The following is a 21,340-nucleotide window of genomic DNA, read 5'->3' as shown; positions in this document are numbered from 1 at the left end:
TATTAATTATAAATTCAGAAACAATGAAAACTTTAAAATTTAAAACAAATATCAATTGTGGTGGTTGTGTATCAAAAGTAACCCCTTTTTTAAACAAGCAAGACGGTGTTGAAAGATGGGAAGTGGATACCGATAACCCCGATAAAATCTTAACTGTGGAAAGTAATGGTGCTACCGATGAAGATATAGAGACCACTTTAAAGAAGATTGGATTTAAAGCTGAGAAAATTGCTTAAAAATTCAAAGGGTTTGTGGCTGTCTGGAAAATTTTGATAGGCTCTTTTACCTTGGAAGATCAAGAAACAAAATTAACTATTTTTTTATTATATTGAAAATCAGTTTTTTGTAAAAAGAGCTTATTGAAATTAAATATGATAGGATTTGTTCGTGTTTATATTCCAATATTCATATATCTTTGCTTTCACGAATAAAATCGGTGCAAAGGTTACCTATTCGGTTACCTGATTTTATTGAAACAATATAAGTGTCTGGTTATTAAAATATTGTCTAGTGGCAAGTTAGTTCTGCCACCCCGACAATATAAAGCCAATAATCATTTAGATTATTGGCTTTTTTTGTATCTTAATCTTAAAACAATAAACTTTCATAAATAAAAGAGAAAAAAGAGATCAATCCTAATTGTTGGGGACTATGTTATATTTTTTAATTAATTCCTTTAAACTTTCTATCGTAACAACTCCTCTTCCTCCCCTATTAATTGCTTACTCTCATATTTTAGATAGTTGAGTTATTCAATATTTTGAATTTTAAATGATATCGTAAAATACAGTTGTAAAGCGGCAAGGCTAATAATGAACCTATAGCCGTTAAAGCATAAGCTGGCAGACCAAAAATCATACTAAGTTTATACATTTTTTCACTTAATTTTTCCTGAGCCCTCAAATAAGCTACCCACAGGAATAGAAGAACCAGCAGCGTACAAACCATAATAAAAGGCATCAGCCAATCCATTTGTTGGGCTGCACTAATATAATATTCTACTACAAGATAAAATATTACCATCGCTATTCCTAACTCCCATTTTGGTTCAGAATAAAAGTGATATTCTCCCAAAACTTTCAATAGAATTTTCTTTTGCTGATCATCAAGATATTTTAGACGTATCAATCCTTTATTCCCTATCTGTTTAAAAAACCATTTACCTTCAATTTCTAATAAAAGTACATTGGCTTTGTCACTGGTTTCTTTTACAATTTTATGATTCTTTTTCCAGCGTATATCGAATAACAAACCTTGTCTTTTAAGATCGCTCGAAAAATCTTTAAGCTGTTCCTTATCAAATCCTTTCGTTTTAAATTGTCCGTTCATAAGATTTCTATCAAATTAAAATACGAGGTGAAAGATACTGTTGAGACTTCTCGAAAAACTCCCTGAATTCAGGGTTTTTAAGGATTTTTTATAACAAATAAGGCTTTTGTATTTTCTATAAGTCGTATTTTTGCAAGCTCTAAAAAGGGTCAATTTTATGTCCTTCCAAAGGCTGGTATACTTTTTATTTTCTTTCTTAATAATTATCCAGGCGCAAGCGCAGGATTATTCTAATTTCAAAGCTTTTACTGAAATTCCCAATGAGGTAGATAGTTATTTTTATCAAAATTTAGAGAATGCTAAAAGCACCGAACAACGGCTGGCATACCTGGATACCATCGCTCAAGTATTTGACAAAACAGATTTGGCCGACTCTTTAATAGTATATGGTGAGCGTCTGCAAAAAACAATTAAAGAATTACCCACTACCAGTCCAGACTACAAATATTATAACTACCGCGGAATTTATTACGAAGCCCTTGCTAAAAGGAAGATGGGATTGTTGGAAGAAGCTATTGCTACTTATATACAAGGACTAGAAAATTTAAAAATAGCTAAAAACAAACCTATTTCCATGTATTTGAAATTAGGCTTAGCTGAAACCTATTTACAAAAAGAAGAGTTACAGAAAGCGAAAGAAATTATAGATGAGCTTTTGCAGAATAAACATGCCAATGACAATTTAAAAGCTTTGGTTCTTACTGCTCTTGCAGATTTTCAATATAGAAATAATGAATGGGATTTAGCAACAGCTACCTACACTAAAGTTTTAGAATTACCGGTTATAAAAAAACTTGATAAACTATCCTATCGCATACAATTAAACCTTGCCAGACTGCAATCTGAAAACTATACCTCTAAAGAATCTCTAACAATTTTTCAGCAAATAAAAAAAGAATGTCTGGAAAAAAGCTACTATGGTTTTTATATCCACGCGGTGCTAAATGAAGGCTATATCTACTTAAAAGAACAAAATTATGAAGCTGCAGAAATTGCGCTAAGCACTGCCTATATAAATACGGTATCGTGGAATCGTCTAGAATTACAAAAGAGAGTAAATCGAGCACTTGTTGATCTTTACCTTGCCAAAAAAGATTTTAAAAATGCTTTTAATTTAATGACGCAATATGAAGCTGTAAATAAAACAATAGCTTCACAGCAAAATGAACGCCAGGTTAGAGAATTAGAAGAAAAATATAAAAGCTTAGAAAAGGAGAAAGAAATTATGAAACTCCAAGAGGCTAAGCTGAAAGATCAAATAGAAATCGACAAACAACGTACGATCAAAAACGCAGTTTTAATTGGTTTTTTAATCATTCTCATTCCTATTATTTTATTACTCGTAGTATACTACCAAAAATTACAGGCACAAAGTGAACTCAACAGGCAACAGGAAGATTTAAACCGTAAAGAGATGCAAAGCTTGCAACAAGAACAGGAGTTAAAACTGGCCAGAACTTCCCTAAAAATACAGACAAAAGAGCGTGAGCGTATTGCCCAAGAACTTCACGACAGTATTGGCGGAAATCTTGCAGCGATTAAACTTCAAATGAATAAGCTTGATTTAACTACGGAAACTGCTATTAGTGTAAAAAAACAGCTGGACAGTACCTATAGTCAGGTAAGGGAAATTTCCCATAGTTTATTACCTAAAGAATTTAAAGAGCAGGCTTTTGTACCCATCGTTCAGAATTACATGGATCAATTTAATGAGCCTGAAAATCAAAGCTATTATTTTAATGCCTATCCAGAAGAGGCTATTAATCAACTATCTAAAAAACTTCAGGTTGCTTTATTTAATATGATTAAAGAGTTAACCACTAATGCTTATAAACATGCAAAGGCCAATCAAGTGATGATTCAATTAAATTATATTCCTGAAGAAAGTAGCCTTTCCCTAATGTATGAAGATGACGGGATAGGATTTTTGCCAAATAATTCAGAAGGAATAGGATTAAAAAACCTAAAAAGTAGAATAGATGAACTTCAAGGGAGTTTATCTATCGACAGCAATCCTGGTAAAGGAACAGTAATAAGTATTCATATTCCAATAAAGGAAGCAGTAATAAAAAACAATGAAAACAGTCTATAATATCATTATTGCCGATGACCATAAAATGTTTGTGGACGGCCTTCGAAGCATTTTAGAACATGAAGACGATTTGAATATCGTACACACCACGTCTAATGGTGAAGAAGTTTTAAAATATTTGAAAATCAATCAAAATGAGCAAATTGATTTACTTATTACAGATATTAATATGCCAGGAATGGACGGTATTGCACTTAATAAGAATATCAAAAAAGAGTTCTTCGGAATTAAAACCTTAGTGATCAGTATGCTCGAAGACGGCGCCAAAATTAAAACCTTAACTGAAAATGAGGTGAATGGTTACCTTTCTAAAAATGCCGAACAAAAAGAACTACTAAAGGCCATCAGACAGATACTTGCAGGAGAAAATTACTTTTCCACTCATATTCAATCTATATTAGTTCAAGCTATGACCAATAGTAGAAAGACTTCAGAAGTCAGGCTAACCCAAAGAGAAAAAGAAGTATTGCAATTAATTGCTAAAGAACATACCACTCAGGAAATAGCAGATATCCTATTTTTAAGTAAACACACGATTGAAAGCTATCGTAAAAACCTAATTAACAAACTAGAAGTACGCAATTTAGCGGGATTAACCCGCTACGCCATAGAACATAAGATGATTTAACCCCTTGTTTTCAGGGATAAGGATTTCACTGCTTTCAGGCTAATATAGACGAAGCTTACAGTAGATATTTGTCATCAGTTAATCTTTAAACAATAGTATTATGATTTATGGAATTTCATTAATCCTCCTCAGCATTATTGCTGTGCCATCCTTAATTCTCTCAAAGAAACCCAATGCCAAAGAATTACTGGATAAGGTAGAGCCATACCAAGGATGGATCGGACTGGTTTTTTCAATTTTCGGGATATGGGGAATTATTTCCAGTCTTCTTAGTTTAAATCTTTTAGGTAGTGCTCCTATCTGGTGGTTTACGTTACTTATTGGGAGTATCGTGGAAGCTACGCTTGGTTTTCTTTTAGGCTTCCCGCTAATAAGTAAAATGCTCTCTAAAAACGCACCAGATTACCAACAGAAAAGCAGAAAAATAAGAGAAAAGCTTGTTCCCCTTCAGGGAAAACTTGGAATTCTAGGAGTGATTTCAGGAATATGGATCATTACAGCTTCCTTTCTATTTACAGTATAATTAAATTAAATTAAATTAAAATATAAGTTATGAAATGGTATTTAAAAGTGTTTCGTCAATATTTGGATTTTAAAGGCAGAGCAAGAAGAAAAGAGTATTTTATGTTTGGTCTAATCAACGCCCTATTTTCTATAGGTTGTATGATCTTGAGTTTTGGATTGGGCAAGTGGTTAGAAGCTCCGGCTTTTATTAGTATTTATGTTTTATATATGTTAGCTTCTCTACTTCCATCCCTTGCGGTGTCTGTAAGGCGAATGCATGATATTGGCAAAAGTGGTTGGATGTTATTAGTAGGCTGTATTCCATTGGTAGGTCCCATATGGATGTTAGTCTTATTAATTACCGATAGTGATCCGCAAACCAATGAATACGGGCCAAATCCAAAGCAAGAATTTATAGTACAAGATATTTAAAAGCTGGCTAGAGCAATAGTTCTTATGATTTTATAGATTGTAAGAAAAATAAAATAATCCTGATTATGCCCCTAAGTATATGGGGCATAATTTGGATTATCTTTGGACTGTTAGTTTATCATGCCGTCTGAAAAAATTAATGAATTTAGCCTTTTGCCTAAGCAAATTAGCTACTATAAAATAGGTATTTGGATTTTTACAAACCTTACTAAACAACTCTTCATTATAAGTGCAGCGTTTTATTAATACTCAGAACTAAAGCACCATTTTTACTTTTCCAATATAAAATTATAATTATCATTTGAATCTCGACGGTGATGTTCAAATATTCATTTAGCATTTCATCAGTCATATTTACTGTACTCCATACAATTTAACTACTTACTCAGATCTGTCTAGCCAAACAGAATTGTTGTCCCAAATAACGCTACTTCAATTTTGGAAACTCTTGCTAAAGGAAGAGATTTTCAACTTTTTAATATACTTTTTATATTTAATTTCGAGGCATATTCAATATGCTTGGAACTTACAACACCTTTCAAGATTTCTATACCTTCAGCCTCAATAGTATCTTATAATGATATTTCGTCCAAGAAATCTAACAACTTAAAAAAGCTAACCGTACAGCTCTTTTATTTAATAATACTGAGGTGATAAGAATAAAATAAAAAACAGTTTATCCGTTTTTTATACTGATAAAAAGAAAACTTTTAAAAATGAATAATTTTTTCTGTAATTAGAACCATATTCTTGAAATTAATTTTATACTTATGAATAAAATAAAAGCTATACTAATCTTTTTTATTTCTTTAGTTAGTTTCTCAGTTTCAGCACAAGTAGCAATTGGAACAACTACTCCAGATGATGGTTCTGCTTTTGAAATTAATAGTACTTCAGGAGCATTTGTTCCTCCCCGAATGACAGACACACAAATGCAAGCCATCCCCACACCTTTGCAAGGGGCTATGGTTTATAATACAACAAAGAATAGCCTTTTTACTTTCAACGGAACCGAATGGTTATTATTTAATGGAAGCTTACCTACTATTTTATTTAACAGAGGGCAAAATGGAAACCTTACATTAGGTGATGATGATTATTATCATCTTCCTGTTGACGATACCTACCTTACCTATAATGATAGTGATTATTATGAAGTAATAAGTATCGGAAAAATCAAAACTTTAAAAGATGGTATATACTCCATTAAAGCAGGTTTATCAACTAGCAATTTAAGAAGCGGAAATAGAAAATATGTCCTTTCTGTCAAAAGAAATGGTGCATTAATTGGTTATTTAGTAAGAGGGCAAGTTAATTTATCCAGTAATGATTATTGGGGAACTAGTGGAGTTCTAAGCTTTCAATCAAATGCTAATGATGTGATTGAGGTTGAATACGTGCTTAATAGGGATAGTGATGCAACCTCAGTTCAAACTGCCCCTATCCGGTTTGTAGATCTCAGTATCGTAAAAATAAAATAGCAGGGATACCCCACCCGCTACTTCTCCAAACAACAAATCAATGCTTCGTTTTAAATAGCTTCAATGCTGTTTGGTTTGGGTAAGGCTATCGCTTGTTCATACGATTTAACGCCTTCCCTAAAAATATCCCCATAAACAGGGAGTAAATAAAGCCATAAGCTAGGTATCTTGCAGAAAATTAAACGCGATTCTAAAGATCATCGATTATGATACCTACCGAACAAGCTCATAAATACATTTCCAGATTTAAAAAAGCTGATCTAAAAAAAGAAGATTTCCATCAATTTTCAGCACCGTATCAAAAACTGGGTTGGGTACTTACTCAACTCAAAAAAGACCAATACAATTACTATACGGCTTCTGATTTAACAGCCAGTTTTGCAGCACCAGAAACGATGAATCCTTGGTCTAGCAAAGAAGGCATGCAATTGGGTGTGTTTTTGTTTGGAGAAATTCAAGCACCCTATTTAGGTATGATGTGGCAGCTTATCGACTCCCTTCCCTATCAGGAAGGTTATGCTAGAAAAGCATTTAGATCGAAAGCCAGCTTCCAGCTGCTCACTAAAAAAATCAACATCTTTAGACGCTTTTTAAGCCTGAGCCGTTTAGGAATGGGCAGCTTACCACTTCAAGAGCAATTGCAATACAGCACCTATTACGATCGCGGAAACAGCTACTTCTTTGCTTCTATCTTCACCCAAAAACCAAAACTGGTAGCTGAAGTGGTAGTTGATATCATTCAGGGCGAAGACGAGATAGGTGGTGTTAGTCACGATCTTATCAAGGGCCTATTGCTTACCCCAGCACAAAAAAACTGGGAACTGGTAGGCAACTTACTCCTTGCAGCGCAACGGCAAGAAGGCTTGCGACAAACTATTTTAGAAAGCTTAGATGAGACCCATTTAGGAGCGCTTAAATACATTATCAATCTTATTTTAGAAAATGACCTGGCCCGTTTTAGCAGTGTGGTAAGGGCTGTAAATGTATGGTTTGGTTTTAATTGGGAAGCGCCTAAAAAAGCTACGGTGAATCGAATCCTACAGCTTGCCCAAAGCTTAATTCATAATAGCGATAAAGTTGACGAACTCCTTAACAGCAGAGATAATATAGAAGTGTATGTAGCACTCTGGGCTGTAGGGATTATAGATGTAGATTTGGCCAATCAAAAAGCTTTAAATCGGGTATATCAAACAGAAAATAGAGACACCAAACTAGCAGCGCTTTATTTTGTATCGCAAACCGGCAGGACCAACACCTCTATTGTTGACTATTTTAAAAAAGAGCTGGGTAAAGATCCGGCTATCGATCATTGGGTGATTTTAAATTTACCCCAAATCGAATTGGATACCGACCTTTTTCAACGCGTATATGAAGTTGCTCAAGCTATTGAAAACGGAAAAGCACAAAAATCAGGAAAAATATTTTCGTGGTTTGACTTTCAGCCTACTTCAGAATCGTTTTTCAATTTTCTTATCAATCAGGCTAACCAGGAACAATTAGCCCTGCTCGCTGATGATATCGATCAGCTTCCCTCGGTATATAGAGAAAATTACATTCGTAAAGTGTTTCCCAACAGTCATCGCTATTATTGGGGTAAAAAAAGTGCCCCACAACCGCAAGCCGATTACGATTACGAACGCGGTTCCTGGAAACGAAACTTAGCGCATCAAGCCATTAAAAACCGAAATGAAACCGTAATGGCTACCGGTATTCAACTCTTTTATGTGATGCCGCTCTATGAAGAAGACCTGACGCTTGCTGAAGAATTACTAAGTCGTAAAAGTAAAACCTTACGTTCGGCTTTAATAGAATTGGTGGTCCATCAACCTGAACCCATTTTACAGACCACTACCCTTCATTTAATAGAAGCTAAAAATGTAAATCAGCGTTTAGCGGGACTCGAAATTTTATCGATTTTAGATAACGATGATCAATATCCCGAGTTTATCAACCAACAAATAGAACGCTACAAAGCGCGTCCCAAACACTCCAAAAATGAACAAGTCTTCCTGGACAAATTCACCAAGTCTGAACACGCAAATACCTTTAGTACTGGTTTTGGTGCTGTAGACTACAGCAACCTGAGTCCGCTATATACCCCCCAACCCAAATTTCAAACCAAGATCAACTTTTTCGATAAGCTGGGTATTGTAAGTTCCGCAGGAAAAAGCAATAAGTTAAGCGCTTTTATCAACCCTAAAAAAATTAGTGAAGCCGTAAATAATTTGATTAAACGCATCCATGAGCAGCGCAATTATGAATACGAGCGAGAAGGCTATCAGGGAGAAACCACTACCCAATTATTAGGACAGGGCATTCACGACATTAAAGAATTAGAAGACCCTACCCCTTTAGAAGAATTGCATAACCTCCCCTTAGCCAAGCTTTGGATAGAATGGTATGAACATAGCCAACTAAACGATTATGAAATGTATATGGCTATTCGTTTTATAGCCAATGCCAATAACCCGTACAGTTACTACAGTACGCTTATTCCGTTTGGCAAACAATACATTCCCAATCTCGAAGCATTAGCCATAGAGCATAATCCACGTTCGTATTATGGAAAAAATCAAGTGTACTTAAAAGTTCTAAAAAGGCTCTTCAAAGTTTACCAAGACCAGGCTAATTTCATCAATTTCAAATTAGATCTCTTAGAAGATATAATTGCTAATTTTCCCGAAAAGCATAAAAAAATAGGCTTTAAGCAAAATGACTATTCCATACAATCTTCCAATTGGACGAGTATAGCTTCGCAATTTATAGGAGGCCTGGATGAAGATGAACTAGAGAATGCCAGCCTGGATCAACTAAAAAAGTTTTGGGATTTGCACCTGTACTTAACCGCTCAATACCTGGGGCATCCTAACCCGGTTTCGCAACTTCAGGAAGTCGCAGCAGAAAAAGTTAAAAATGCCAGGGACATGCCTGCTCCCAAGATCGAGGTAACCATTAAGTTGTATCAAAACAAGCTGATCAATGAGGATGATCTCTTGTTTCAGGCACTATATTCCGGAGAATTGATGTCCATTATAGACGGTGGCTTCAATTACCGCATGCGCAGCGGTAGAATTCCTAAAAATCCAATTCCGCCACACGTATTTGCTCCCCTTAAAACCAATCTCCTGCAAGTCGAATTAGAACGCGGCGATTTAGCCACAGAAGCTTCAGATTATATCGGGCATATACAAACAGTACCGGGCACCCATTACGTATTTGAAATTTTACAACGCTTAGGCAAAGAATCTTTTGAACGCGGGTATAGCTATTATAACGACAGTAAAAAATCAAAATTCAGTGCCATACTTAGAAAAAGCATTCCCGGTGAATCAGAGAGTTATGCCGATTTTGTAGCGCTTGCTGACGAAGCCAAAATTCCCAAAAAACGCTTAATCGAATTGGCGTGCTACGCCACACAATGGGCTGGTTATGTAGGCGAATATCTGGGATTAGAAAAGTTAGAAGATGCCGTTTGGTGGTTTCAGGCGCACGTTTCAGACTATATGAGCAGTGAAAAAGAAACCATCATTTCCCGGTATTCCAACATTCCAAAATCAGATTTTGCCATCGGCGCTATTGATATCGATTGGTTCAATAAAGTCTATAAAAATCTAGGAAAATCAAATTGGAAAATTTTACACGATGCGGCCAAATATATTTCTGATGGAAACGGTCACCGTCAGGTAAAATTATATTCCAGTGTGATGTTGGGCGAAGTAAAAATCACCGAAACCCTTAAAAAAATCAAAGAAAAACGCGATAAAGATTACGTTCGGGCTCTGGGCTTAATTCCGCTTAGTAAAACCGTCCCCGAAAAAGATTTATTAAAGCGCTACAACCTCTTGCAGCAGTTTTTAAAAGAAAGTAAACAATTTGGAGCGCAGCGCCAAGAAAGTGAAAATCTAGCTGTGACAATTGCTTTAGACAACCTATCCAGAAACGCTGGCTATCAAGACCGCGTACGTTTCAGTTGGGCGATGGAAGCCAAAGCAACCCAGGAAATTATGGAAAATGCTACCCTAACCCTTGATGAAACCCAATTAAAACTGGTCATTAACACCTTAGGTAAAGCAAGTATTCAGGTAACCAAAGCCGGAAAACCCTTAAAATCAATCCCGGTAAAGTACCGCAAAGAAAAATCGGTTATTCAACTAAAAGAGCATAAAGCGTATTTAACGCAACAATACAAAAGAACGCGTTTATCCTTAGAAAATGCGATGCTTAATGAAGACCCATTTACCGCTGCAGAAATACAGAAGCTTATGCAGCATCCTATTGTAAAAGCAATGCTTCACCAATTGGTCTTGTTTGCTCCAGAAAAAGAAATCAGCGGTTTTTATAAAAACGGCACCCTAACCAACGTAGCCGGAAAAACACACCAGTTAGCCAAAGAAGAGGTCTTGGTTATTGCCCACCCTGCTCATCTTTTTCAAACTGTAGAATGGGATTTATACCAGAAACACCTTTTTGCCGAACGCATCGTACAGCCTTTTAAACAAGTATTTAGGGAGTTGTATGTGATCACCCAAGAAGAACGGGAAACCGGATACCGATCTAAACGCTACGAAGGGCATCAAATTCAGCCTAACAAAACCGCAGCTTTATTGCGCAGCCGGGGCTGGACGGTTAACCGGGACGAAGGCTTGCAAAAAGTCTATCATCAACGCGGATTTATGGCTACGATGTATGCGATGGCCGATTGGTTTTCCCCTTCAGATGTAGAAGCACCTACACTAGAAGAAGTGTGTTTTCATGCGTTAACCGACTATAAGCCCATTCCGCTTAGCGAAATCCCACCGGTAGTCTTTAGCGAAATTATGCGCGATATAGACTTAGTGGTGAGCGTCGCCCACGTAGGCGGTGTAGATCCTGAAGCCAGCCACAGTACGATGCAAATGCGTGCAGCACTGGCCCAAGAATCTGCGAGACTGTTTAAACTTGAGAACATCAGCGTTAAAAACCGCCATATTTTAATCCAGGGAAAACTCGGTGAATACAGCATTCACTTAGGCAGTGCACAGGTAAGTAAAAACGGATTGGCACTTTCTATCCTGCCCGTACACAGTCAGCATCGGGGCCGTCTATTTTTACCCTTTGTAGATGATGATCCTAAAACCGCCGAGCTTATTTCTAAAATGAAACTCCTGGCCGAAGATCATAAAATACAAGACCCTACCATTTTGGCACAAATCAATAATTAATAGTAGCATGAGGGCGTTCCCCACTCCCGTGGGGCGCGCTTTCTGTTACAAGTCCGCGTGCTCGCGCACTGTGGGCTTTTCACGACAATCGCTAACGCAAAAGTCACGTTCACTATGCAACTCACGTTACAATTAAAAAGATTGGGGAAGAAAAAGGTGAAAAATGTACCCTTCACCCTGGCAGAAACCCCACAAACCTTAGAAGACTTACTTATCGCTTGTGTAAAAAATCAGGTAGCAGCCTTTAATAACAAACGCTTAGCAGTAAATGTAATTGGCTTTTTAAGTCCGTCAGAAATTCAAGACCAGGCTACAAGCGGAAAAGTAGACTTTGGCGACTTAGCCAATAAAAATTTGGCTGATGAACAAGAAGCCATCGATAATGTACGCATTGCCTTTAAAGACGGTTTATTCCTGGTCTTTATCGATGATGAAGAAGTTACCGATCTGCAAGCACCCCTACAGCTTACTTCCCAAAGTGTCGTTGCCTTTATACGCATGACCTTTTTGGTAGGTACCTATTGGTAAGCTACAACGTGTTGAATCCTTAAAAATTCCTGATCATAAAGATTGATGATGCCAAGCACAACTAAAACTTTTAGATCAGACCCATCTTCTACTAAGATGCAAAAAGAATTAGCTCACTTAATATGCACGATGCACAGCTGCTGGTCTAAATTGCTCGTAGAAAAAGAGCTGGGGAATTATGCGCCAAGTATTTGGCAGGTAAAATTGGCTGCGGAAGCGATTACCATCAATGCGGCCAACAAAACCTTTGCGTTTAAAAATGCCGAATTCTCTTTTGATGTACATCTGGAAGAACCGCATACAAGCAGCATGCATGCTCTTACCGCCATTCCGGTTTCCGGGAAAGGAACCTATACTTTAGATGAAAAAAATCAAGCATTAAAAATCTTAGATATGGTGTTCACGCACTATTGAATACCACAAAATCTGTAGGTGATTGTATCGTTGATTATCTGCAATGTGTACTACTGGTAGTTTTGCAATTCTAAACCTACCAACCTGAGAGACAAACTTAATCTGGAATTTTATAGTATACTTAAGAGCAAATCATTCAAGATAAGCCCCTCAAACAAGCCCGCCTGCCGGACGGGCATGTTCGTGACGGCATCTCATTAGTGGTAACAGCTAGTTAATTTGCTATTCTTTTGGGAGTTTAAAAAGCTGTTCCCGATTTATTGGGAAGTAGCGGGTTCCTTTAAATCGAGGATTAGAAGGTATCATGGGTAGCGATGGATACATACGCGCTCGTGCAGCGCGTTTTAAACGCATTCCCCCATCAAAAAGTGAATGAATTTCATCTTCATCGTTGATGTAAATCGGTTTTTCAACCCAAGTTATTACCTGAGCATAATTGGGTTGTACTAATAGCTGATTGTAAGGGGTATCATGAAGCGAAAAGCTATAGCTATGCCCTTCTTGTTCACCAATAGCTATAGCTATCCACAAAGTATCACCTTTCTTTACCTGCAAAGAATAAACACTATCGCTTTCTGTTTTAAACTTTTCAGAAGCAATAAAAGTAGAGGCATCAAAATCTTTACCCGTTTTTACGCGTATGCGTTTAGGGTCAAGCTTTCTAAAGTAAATCAACAGCTGTTCATCAGCAACAGCATCAGCATGGCTTCCGTAAAGCTTTATTGCATCCTGATCTGCAGTTGTGGTTGCATAAGCCGTATCGTTTTTCACCGTAAATGTACCCTGAAAATAATTGACCGCGTCTGTTTCAGCAGCTGGCTTTTTAACTACAAATTGCTTTCTTTTAGCATTCATTCCTAAGATCACAGGAGCATCTGTATCAGCACTCTTAAAGAAACCGTGGTATTTATCTAATTGTTTATCCTCTGTAGTTTGTGCATGGGTAAAGGCACTGTAGCAAATTAGGGAAATGAGTATGGTACGTTTAAGCTGTTTAACTAGCATGTTTTAGTCGTTTTAGTTTAGGGTAATTGATACGGCCAAAGAACTCAATTTTTGGCCTAAAAAACCACCCTGTTTTCAGTGATTTTAGGGCTTTTAAGGTGAACATCTTTAGAAACGGCAAGCTTCGTTGTGGGTATAGAACATTCAAAACAAGCAGCGTTTTAAGCAGTATTTCTAGTGAAACAATATCAAATCCTGGGCTTTTATAGGTACTTTGGTTCCGTCTTCCCTCATAAACTGCCAGACGCCTTCGCGTTCAAAAGGTACGGGAAACTTAAAGCTCATTTCTTGGGTACGACTATTGAAACGGTCGTAAATCCCAATGACATACAAGGGTTTTAATAGCTCTCTTCCATCAGCAGTAATAACGCCGTAGCGGTTATTCTTTATGGTTAAAAAGCCATTTCCGCTTTCTTCAGGATACACCTTATCAAAATGAGGAGGAACTAGAATTTTTCCTTCAAGAGATGCAAACCCCTCTAGCATTTTCCCGGTAGCTTTATCTTCTTTTAACAACAGAAGATAGTGCTCGAATTCAAGAATTGGGTAAAACAGGGTTGCTTTGGTATCGTAAATTACCGGAACCATAAGTTCTCCTGCTGCATTGGCATACCCAAATTTCAATTGATCGGTGCTGTCTTTTTGAAATAGGATAAAATTTCCATTTTTCAATTGTTGAATTTCCGAATATCCCTCGTTAAGCAAAAGCTGTTTTCGCTTATAATCATACAGATACATTTTCCCGTTTTTTTGAACGCTCAATAAAGAAGTGCTGTCATTTAAAAGGACGTTTGTAAACGGAAGCTTTTCTTTTTTATGAGCTTTAACCGAATAGCTGTAATACAAGCTGTCTCTCTCGTGCAGTAAAAACGTAGCGGCATCCAATGCTTCGATTTCCGCATAATGTACTGGAAGTACTTCTTTACCTTCCTCATCCATAAGACCTGCCTGGGTTTGATAATTCCCTACATCTTTTACCACTTTTATAAGCTGGGGTTGTTCTTCAAAAACCTGAATAGATTTATAGTTTATCGGTAGGATTAACGTATCTTCTTTTAAATCATAAAGGCCTTGATCACCATAATCCTCTTTACTTACAAGCATTTTTTGATGTGGCAGAAATTTAAGATCAACATAATTATCAGCAATCATAGTATGGGTATTTAGATTGTAAAGTTTAGTCTTTCCGTCTTTCTCTAAGCTGATTAACCCTTTACTTTCAGCTCTGGAAACATAAGGCGTACGCTGCCCATTGCTTAAAAAATGGATCTTATCATAGGTCGGGCGAATACGCTTACCGGTTTTGGGAATGTAAAACCCATATTTTTCATTGGCGGTTAGCTTAAAAATAGATTCCGTTTTATTGTTGGCAGTTTTCATTTCAGTCATGATAATCTCATCATACCTAGGAGGCAATACTTCTGTATTCTCCCGATCAAGCACGCCAACTTTGCGGTTTTCTCTACTGATGAAATAATGACCTTGCACGCGTAATTGGCTTTTATAACTTGGCGGAATTATAACATTGCCCAACGTATCTATAATTCCAAATTTTTCATCTTTTTTAATCGAAAAATAAGGCCCCGATTGAAAGCTTGAATACGAATTATAAATTCCTGAATATTCAAAAGGAATGACTTCTTCTCCCTTGCGGTTAATCACCCCATAATAACGGTGATCATCTATGGTTTTTGCGGCGATTAAATGTCCGTTTTCAATCTGAAAGCTATCATACTCAGGAGCGGCAAATTCTTTTTGCTGCGGAATATTTATAATGACGTTTTTTCCTTCTTTTCTAAATGCGGCAACCCACTCATCACTTCGCATATTTGAATGGATGTGTTGATAGTTAAAAGGCACCAACACTTCATTCTTGAGATTGATAACGCCCCATTTTCCATTTTTTTCAGCATAAAAATAATCGGGCTTTTTGCCACAACCGCTGCAGTAATCAAAATCATCGTATTCAAAAGGGATGATCACCTTGTTGTGTTCAGCATCATAAACACCCCATTTTTCATCCTTTTTTACATTAAAATAGCGGGGACCTAGTATTTGAACATCATCAAATTCAAAGGGAACTATTAGGTTGCCCCAGGTATCGGCATAGGTTGTTTTTCCTTCTTTTTCCAGTTTTAAATAACGATCATACAGCAATGCGATGGTATCATACTCCGGTTGCAATACCCATTCAGCTGAATCATTCAGCATGCCATAGTTTCTGTTATCAAGCTGTACAATGCGCATGAGTTTTTTCTCATTCTTGTATACGCTTAGCATTCCGTTATTCGTAGGAGAAACGCTGTCTATTGGCTGAAATTCGTGTATCAAATTTTTAAACACGCGTTTTCCATTGGTGTTGATAAAAAAGGTACTGCTGTCTTTTTCTACCCGTGCTATGCCTTGAAAAAAACGAGAGCTTTTATCGAAGCTTACCGTATCAATAGGCGTTTTAGCAGCACTCATCGATTGACGGGATACGCTTTTGGCACTATCACACGCATTTAAAAACAATAGGGCAGCAAGTCCTAAAATGGAGTAATTAAGATTGGGGATGATTTTCATTTGTTTATTCTTTTTCTTTCTAGCATGGGTACTACAAATCGTACACAAAACAAGCAATCAGGCGTTTAGCATCATCGCGATGGTTCCTTGTTGCTCTTGGTCGATTTTAATAGTTACGGCCAACACAGGACCGCTTTTTTTTTCAAGTGCAACTCGAGCCCAAAAGAACTGATTTTCTAAAACTAAATACCCCCGGTTTTCAGGGTTTGTGAATTTTTTAAGAAGCGCGTGTATTCAAAAATCCCCAAGCGTGAATCTTAAATTTCACGGAATACAGGTATAAAATCCTGCTCATTAACCTCCAAATTTGTAATTAAATTAAAACGATAAAATGATGAATTTTAAGACCATGTTGCAGTTACCTGTTTTAGAGACGAATGAAGTTTTAGAAATACTTCAGGAAGTTGCAGACCATGAGCGCAAACAGGAGAACCCAAATATGCCAAAGATTAGCTTTAGCAATACAGAGGGTACCATTTCGGGTTACTTTATAAATTACGATCGCGATAAAGGGGTGGTGTTAATTGGAAATTGGTACGATAATGAGGCCGATTTGCAATATGTAAGTTTTCATAGTATTTCGTGTATTATGTTGCAAAACGTAAAAGATTACGTACATCTGCTATCTGATGGTAAAATACCGTTTACGCCCAGACCAGAAGAGGTGCCCACACAGCTTCAGCTTAAAAAAGAACTAAAAGCTGCTGGTGTAGCACTTAAGGAACCGCTGGGAAAAACGTTGAGCATCGTGTTTAATGCGGGAGAAAACCCAAGTGATACCCAAAAATACTACGCTAAAAAAGCGATTGATTTACTACAAGAAACGCTCGTTATCCTTGCCGAAAACAACCTGGCAAAAGAAGCATTTTCTGAAACTGTTGAAGCTATTGAGTTTGAATTTGCAAAGGCTAATACGATTGAATTAAGCGATAGCATGCTTCGCATTACTTTCAATCTGGAAAAAGGCTGGAAAAGCGTGTTGAATAAAACCGAACTTCAAAACGCAATCGAAAAGAATTTATAACCTTAACCCCTACTGATGATGTCACCAAATACCGTTATAGACCGTATCGAACTTCTTTTAAACAAAGATGAACATACCCAACAGCAATACCTCTTACAGCAATTTGATTATAGCATTTCTGCTGCTTACCCTATAGCTGATGAATCTGAAAAACGAATAGATGTGCACGCTTCGGGCTGCAATCGGGAAGAACCAGACGAACTGTTTTTAGAATGGATCGCCAACCACCCCGGTACGTGGTCTGGTGTGGTACACATTTTCTTTAAAAATGAAAAAGCTCCCAGCTTAAGCATTCATTTTAAACAGTCTATTCTAAATAGCTATAGCCAATCGTTTACCGAAAATAGCGGCTATCAACAAAACGGCTATTTTGCCGCACAGCTAAAAGAGGTTACCATCAATCAAGTACAGATGAACTAGTTACTTCTCCATACTTCCAAAAAACCAACAGAGACTGTCTAAAAAGTGACTAAACCGTCATTCTGAATTTAATTCAGAATCTCCATCAAACTCATTATATCAGTAGGAGAACCTGGATCCAGCCTGTCTGCCAGGCGGGCTTGTTTCAGGTTCGCATCCTCAAGACTTTGTTTTTTATCACAGTATAAGATTCCAGATCAAGCCGTACTCACCGGCTCTCGCCTGGACTGACCCGCATAGCAATTATTACAAATTAGAGGTCACGAACCTTACTTTTAATCACAAAAAAACGGAAAGCTGGATGCAGCTTTCCGTTTTTTATATAAACTCCTAACTTTAGGCGATTATAGATTATTTTCTAAGTATTCTTTAATAGCAATATCAGGAAAATAACCGCTGTGATGACCACCCCAACAGGCAGTAAGCGAAAATACACCGTCTGCTATTTTCAATTCTTTCTTCTCTTCTGCGCCTTCATTAGGTATACAATAAACCGCTACAGAATTGATGGTTTCCTGCACCGCTTCTTTCCCCATATCATCTGCACACACTTCTTTAAAAGCATCGGTAAGACGTTGCAAACACACGCTAGGTACAAACTTCATAAAGTCTAGTTCAAAAGTGTCCCAGTTGATAGTTACCGGAACTTCTTTCCCTACAATCTCGTTAATTTCTTTTTGGTAATCTGCTAGATATTGATCTTCAATTGCTTTTGCAGTTTTCTTTTCTTGTAATCCCATAATTTTTTAATTGTAATTAATACTTCAAATGTATAGGTTAAGCTAATGGGAAAAATGACCTGTTTTAATGAATGTAAAATCTCACGGAATTCCGTGAGGGTGTTCCCTGAATTATGCTTTAGATTAGTTTATCTAAACATGATTGAATACACTGTCTATTACCGGAAGTTGCAAGCCAACCGATAGGATGATTTAGACAATGCCTACCTGCACTAGGCTTAGTTGAAGTGTAGCTTATACAATCAAAAACGAGTAACAGATGAAAACGAGTATTTATATAGGTATGCTAATCCTTGTGATCCTGGGTGGTCTAAGCTCGTGTGCGCGCCTGTTTGGCGGGATGAGTAAAGACAAAGCTGCGAAAACACTTGACCGCTATTTAAAAAAACATACCCAACAAGCATTAGGCTTTACCAATCTAACCCGGTTTTGGAATGAAGGGAATATGAACCCCAATATGTTTAGTGTGGAAATTTTTGATGAGCAAACGCCCGAAATTCGGTTTGGTTTGCATTTTGACGCTAAATTGATGAACGAAAAAGATTCGCTTAAGCAGGGGGGCTTTCAAACACAATCCATTCAGGAACAGTACAACGAAGTGGAAGCCAATTTCCGCATCAAACAACGTATGATTGCTGCTTTAAAAAAGCAAGGCATAGCATTAGACTTTGACTACTATAGCGCGCAACTTCAGTTTAAAAACACGCCTACTCCAGAGTTTCTCAAAGAAACGCTTACCGCCTTAATCGCAAGGATGAACACCAACAAAAGTGATTTGTTGAGTTCCAATTATTTTGAATTCAACCTACAAACACCTCCCTACTCTACTGCTGTTTTACAAGCCAAAACCACTTCTGAAGAAAATGAGGACTGGAAACTGACTTCTTTGAGTCTGAATACGCAAGCAGAAGATTATAAATTGATCGAAAAAAGCATTGAACAAGAAACAACCCATTATTTAAAGCAACTCGATCACCAATACCAAATGCACCCGGCAAGTAAGGTGTATGTAAATACAGACACTTTTAAAGAAGCTGTTTGGATTCAGTTTTTAAGTGATGCATCTGAAGCTGATGATACGCTTGTTAAGCGTTCGATGGCACCGGTTACAGCGGTTATTTTTCAGTATTTCAATCCTGAAACGCATCACATTATCCGCACTGAACTCACTCCCATTGCCCATCCAGACTCTTTTGAAGCCTATTGGGAAGGTATAGAAGCGCAGCTGCCGTTTCCTACCCATTGGTAGTTCACTAAACCAACTGAAAACGTCTGATGCAGCACGTACAACGCCTACTAAAAATTAAACGACGATGATACAGGAATTCTATCAAAAAGCTATAAAGTTTGCCGGAGAAAAGCACAGTGCACAAACAGTCCCGGGAACAAATGCCAACTACCTGCTGCACATCTCTAATGTGGCGATGGAAGTCTTTGTCGCCTACAGTACTGACCCAAATTTTGATATTGGTTTTGCCATTCAAGTCGCTGTGCTACACGATACCCTTGAAGATACATCCGCCGATTTTAAAGAACTGAAAACTGAATTTGGTGAACCCATCGCTGAAGCTGTTCAGGCATTGACCAAGGACGATACTCTGCTATCCAAAACCGAAAGAATGACGGACAGCTTAACCAGAATAAATGCGCTTCAAAAAGAAGTGGGACTGGTTAAAATAGCAGACAGAATTACCAACTTACAAAGTCCGCCCAAACATTGGAGTAAAGACAAGATTACCCAGTATTGCAAAGAGGCTCAACAGATAGCCTTGACACTTCAAAACAAAAACGAATACCTGCATAAAAGGTTGATCACAAAAATAGCAGCATATCAAAAAGCCAATAAGCTATTGGAGGAGTAAACGACGTCGGGGCAGGCCTGCGAAACATTTAAATCTCGATTATCGAGTAAGAGAAACGGTTAAATATGGAGTTTCTTAGCACGAATAAAGAAGCTAGCCTGAGCTGGTTTTGGCACACATTTACTGAAATCTATACCAAACTGGATGCCTATTTCTCTTAAGATTAAAAAAAATCGGTTAGCTTAGTACTTGAACTAAAATGGGGGGAACACAACGTGTTGGGTTATGACATAGGTTGTGTGTAGAATTTGATAAAACGAACGAAATGCAAATAACATGTTTAGACACCAAGGGAAGAGTAGAACATTAAAACATAACCTACGGCTGGCCTCGATTTTGTCTTTTGTTTCTGGAATTGTAAATGTTACCGGCTTTTTAGAATTTAAGCAACTGACTACAAACGTGACAGGTCATTTTGCACTCTTTATGAATGATGTTTCCAATTTTGAATTTTGGAAAGGGACAGTTTATTTTTTGTATATTTTTTCATTCCTTTTTGGTTCTTTTTCATCAAGTTTCCTAATCGAAAAACTGAAAGAAAATAAAAAACTGAATGTTTTTGTTTTACCCACACTAATTGAATGTCTCATTTTATCATCAATTGCGATCATAAGCAATACCGGTGAACTAAAATACCCTGATCTCATTGTCTGTCTGTTGCTTTTTGCAATGGGACATCAAAACTCCTTTGTGACAAAAATTTCAAATGCTGTCGTAAGAACAACCCACTTAACAGGACTGTTCACAGATTTAGGAATTGAATTATCACAACTTTTCTTTCCTGAATATCATCCCCATAGAGAAAAAATTAAAGCGACTATAAAACTTCGCATGTATATAATTTGCTTCTTTTTCCTTGGCGGAATAATCGGCGGATTTCTTTACTCAAGACTTGACTTGAGATTAAACACGCTTATTTTAGGAGTGGTCATTTTAGTAATAAGTTTATTCTATGATGATATGAGGTATAAATTAATAGCTACGAAGAGAAAATATAAACAACGAAAAATGGCACACCATAGCCATTAAGTAATTACTTGGGCTCGCCTAGCCTTTAATAAGCTTAGCGCAACATTTCTAAAAGTGCTAAACAACACCCCTACTCATAATCGAGA

18 protein-coding genes are annotated in these 21,340 nt (G+C 37.2%); 14 read left to right on the top strand and 4 right to left on the bottom strand.

The genetic code is table 11. The features are described from left to right. Positions 1-23: 23 nt before the first annotated feature. Positions 24-236, top strand: a complete 213-nt coding sequence (locus FVB9532_RS02950) for a heavy-metal-associated domain-containing protein (RefSeq protein ID WP_150543723.1) — start codon at positions 24-26, stop codon at positions 234-236. Positions 237-735: 499 nt separating this feature from the next. Here FVB9532_RS02950 and FVB9532_RS02945 read toward each other — a convergent pair whose 3' ends face one another. Next, positions 736-1,329 (bottom strand): hypothetical protein, encoded by a 594-nt coding sequence (locus tag FVB9532_RS02945; protein WP_150543722.1) that lies wholly within the window; start codon positions 1,327-1,329, stop codon positions 736-738. Between the two features lie 157 nt (positions 1,330-1,486). Between FVB9532_RS02945 and FVB9532_RS02940 the strand changes: the two genes are divergently transcribed. The 8 genes from FVB9532_RS02940 to FVB9532_RS02905 all read left to right on the top strand — a co-directional run bounded on the left by FVB9532_RS02940 (position 1,487) and on the right by FVB9532_RS02905 (position 12,609). Further along, positions 1,487-3,421, top strand: coding sequence for a tetratricopeptide repeat-containing sensor histidine kinase (locus tag FVB9532_RS02940; protein ID WP_150543721.1), 1,935 nt, complete (start codon positions 1,487-1,489; stop codon positions 3,419-3,421). Then, positions 3,405-4,049, top strand: a complete 645-nt coding sequence (locus tag FVB9532_RS02935) for a response regulator transcription factor (protein WP_150543720.1) — start codon at positions 3,405-3,407, stop codon at positions 4,047-4,049. Before FVB9532_RS02940 ends, FVB9532_RS02935 begins: the two co-directional genes overlap by 17 nt. A 100-nt stretch (positions 4,050-4,149) precedes the next feature. Then, entirely contained in the window at positions 4,150-4,572 is a 423-nt protein-coding gene (locus FVB9532_RS02930; protein ID WP_150543719.1) for a hypothetical protein, read from the top strand. A gap of 29 nt (positions 4,573-4,601) precedes the next feature. Next, positions 4,602-4,985: a DUF805 domain-containing protein gene (locus tag FVB9532_RS02925; protein WP_150543718.1), complete on the top strand. Its 384-nt coding sequence runs from the start codon at positions 4,602-4,604 to the stop codon at positions 4,983-4,985. A 770-nt stretch (positions 4,986-5,755) separates the two neighbouring features. Further along, positions 5,756-6,466: a phage tail-like protein gene (locus FVB9532_RS02920; protein ID WP_150543717.1), complete on the top strand. Its 711-nt coding sequence runs from the start codon at positions 5,756-5,758 to the stop codon at positions 6,464-6,466. Between the two features lie 206 nt (positions 6,467-6,672). Beyond that, positions 6,673-11,667, top strand: coding sequence for a DUF4132 domain-containing protein (locus FVB9532_RS02915; protein WP_150543716.1), 4,995 nt, complete (start codon positions 6,673-6,675; stop codon positions 11,665-11,667). A gap of 114 nt (positions 11,668-11,781) precedes the next feature. Beyond that, positions 11,782-12,195: a hypothetical protein gene (locus tag FVB9532_RS02910; RefSeq protein ID WP_150543715.1), complete on the top strand. Its 414-nt coding sequence runs from the start codon at positions 11,782-11,784 to the stop codon at positions 12,193-12,195. Between the two features lie 48 nt (positions 12,196-12,243). Continuing rightward, on the top strand, positions 12,244-12,609 hold the full coding sequence (locus tag FVB9532_RS02905) for a hypothetical protein (protein ID WP_194716470.1): 366 nt from the start codon (positions 12,244-12,246) through the stop codon (positions 12,607-12,609). 222 nt (positions 12,610-12,831) lie between these two features. Here FVB9532_RS02905 and FVB9532_RS02900 read toward each other — a convergent pair whose 3' ends face one another. Both FVB9532_RS02900 and FVB9532_RS02895 read right to left on the bottom strand, forming a co-directional pair. After that, positions 12,832-13,614: a hypothetical protein gene (locus FVB9532_RS02900; RefSeq protein WP_150543713.1), complete on the bottom strand. Its 783-nt coding sequence runs from the start codon at positions 13,612-13,614 to the stop codon at positions 12,832-12,834. A 174-nt stretch (positions 13,615-13,788) separates the two neighbouring features. Next, positions 13,789-16,179: a WG repeat-containing protein gene (locus FVB9532_RS02895; protein ID WP_150543712.1), complete on the bottom strand. Its 2,391-nt coding sequence runs from the start codon at positions 16,177-16,179 to the stop codon at positions 13,789-13,791. A gap of 331 nt (positions 16,180-16,510) precedes the next feature. Here FVB9532_RS02895 and FVB9532_RS02890 point away from each other — a divergent pair, with 331 nt between their 5' ends. Continuing rightward, positions 16,511-17,203, top strand: coding sequence for a hypothetical protein (locus tag FVB9532_RS02890; RefSeq protein ID WP_150543711.1), 693 nt, complete (start codon positions 16,511-16,513; stop codon positions 17,201-17,203). Positions 17,204-17,218: 15 nt separating this feature from the next. Then, positions 17,219-17,623, top strand: coding sequence for a hypothetical protein (locus tag FVB9532_RS02885; protein WP_148211672.1), 405 nt, complete (start codon positions 17,219-17,221; stop codon positions 17,621-17,623). A gap of 344 nt (positions 17,624-17,967) precedes the next feature. Here the strand turns inward: FVB9532_RS02885 and FVB9532_RS02880 are convergent, their stop codons facing one another. Further along, a complete protein-coding gene (locus FVB9532_RS02880; RefSeq protein ID WP_150543710.1) occupies positions 17,968-18,363 on the bottom strand; it encodes a hypothetical protein in 396 nt (131 codons plus the stop codon). Between the two features lie 259 nt (positions 18,364-18,622). On the opposite strand from FVB9532_RS02880, the gene FVB9532_RS02875 reads away from it, so the two are divergent. From FVB9532_RS02875 to FVB9532_RS02865, 3 genes are all read left to right on the top strand, one after another. Then, entirely contained in the window at positions 18,623-19,612 is a 990-nt protein-coding gene (locus FVB9532_RS02875) for a hypothetical protein (protein WP_150543709.1), read from the top strand. A gap of 64 nt (positions 19,613-19,676) precedes the next feature. Beyond that, positions 19,677-20,225 carry an HD domain-containing protein gene (locus tag FVB9532_RS02870; RefSeq protein WP_150543708.1) on the top strand — a complete coding sequence of 183 codons (549 nt, stop codon included), beginning with the start codon at positions 19,677-19,679 and terminating at the stop codon, positions 20,223-20,225. Between the two features lie 276 nt (positions 20,226-20,501). After that, positions 20,502-21,254 carry a YoaK family protein gene (locus FVB9532_RS02865; protein ID WP_150543707.1) on the top strand — a complete coding sequence of 251 codons (753 nt, stop codon included), beginning with the start codon at positions 20,502-20,504 and terminating at the stop codon, positions 21,252-21,254. Positions 21,255-21,340 lie beyond the last annotated feature (86 nt).

Source organism: Mesonia oceanica, assembly GCF_902499555.1.
In the GTDB taxonomy this organism is placed as follows: domain Bacteria; phylum Bacteroidota; class Bacteroidia; order Flavobacteriales; family Flavobacteriaceae; genus Mesonia; species Mesonia oceanica.
The sequence above is the reverse complement of the archived record's forward strand: the minus strand, read 5'-3'. Positions and strand labels throughout refer to the sequence as shown.